The following is a 1,098-nucleotide window of genomic DNA, read 5'->3' as shown; positions in this document are numbered from 1 at the left end:
CTGCGCACGGTGAGCGCGATCATCAGTGCCGAGGGCGCGGCCGGGTTGACCACCGCATTCGGACCCGACACGGCGGGCACGTCTCGCGTGTTCCGGATCTCGGACGCCGCCGGTACGCGTGACGTGACGGTCGCCAAGGCGGACTTCAACCTGCTGCCGGTCTCGACACGATACGGCGCGAAGATCATCGACGATAGCGGCCAGCGCGTCGGCTATATCAACCTGCGGACGTTCATTTCTACGGCCGAACCCGCGTTGAAGGCTGCCTTCGCCGATTTCCGCGCGAACGGCGTGACCAAGGTCGTCATCGATCTGCGCTACAATGGCGGCGGACTTGTCGCGACGGCGGAGTATCTCGGCGACCTGCTCGGCGGAGCGCGATCCACGTCGGAGGTGTTCGACTACACGACCTTCCGCACGGAGAAGGCATCCAACAACGAAACCCGGTTCTTCGCCCCGCAACCCGAATCGATCGCGCCGACCCGGATCGCGTTCATCGGCAGCGGCGGCACGGCATCGGCGAGCGAACTCGTGATCAACGCGTTCACGCCGTATCTGCATAGCAACTCCGCGCTGATCGGGACCAACACCTACGGCAAGCCCGTCGGCCAGATCGCGCTCGACAAGCCGGCCTGCGACGACCGCCTCCGCGTGGTCGCCTTCACGACGCAGAACGCGGCGCGCAACGGCAATTACTTCGACGGCTTGGCATCGACCGTCGAAGCAACATGTCGCGCGACCGATGACATCAGCTTCCCGCTCGGCGACCCGCGCGAAGCCTCTACTCGCCGCGCGCTCGATTTCCTCGCGGGTCGTAGTTGCTCCCCGATCACCGGCGATGTCGGTGCGTCGTCTGCACGGACCACCGCGAGCACGCGTCAGGACCTGCTGATCCCCGCGGAACCGAGCGCCGCGCAACGGATGGTGCCCGGTTCGTTCTGATTGCGGGGGCGCGTCGCGGCGATCGTGACGCTCCCCCCGGATCATGCTGAGACGCATTACCGGCGTTGCGGCGGCGCACCTGCCCCGCTAGTCCACGCAGCATGACCCTGATCATCGGCAACAAGGCCTATTCCTCCTGGTCGCTGCGCGGCTGGC

At 66.4% G+C, this 1,098-nt stretch carries 1 protein-coding gene; it reads left to right on the top strand.

The features are described from left to right. Positions 1-942, top strand: a 942-nt coding sequence (locus U1872_RS22635) for a S41 family peptidase (RefSeq protein ID WP_332795095.1), incomplete at its 5' end; no start/stop codon positions are given. Positions 943-1,098 lie beyond the last annotated feature (156 nt).

Source organism: Parasphingomonas frigoris, assembly GCF_036663815.1.
Classification (GTDB): domain Bacteria; phylum Pseudomonadota; class Alphaproteobacteria; order Sphingomonadales; family Sphingomonadaceae; genus Sphingomonas.
The sequence above is the reverse complement of the archived record's forward strand: the minus strand, read 5'-3'. Positions and strand labels throughout refer to the sequence as shown.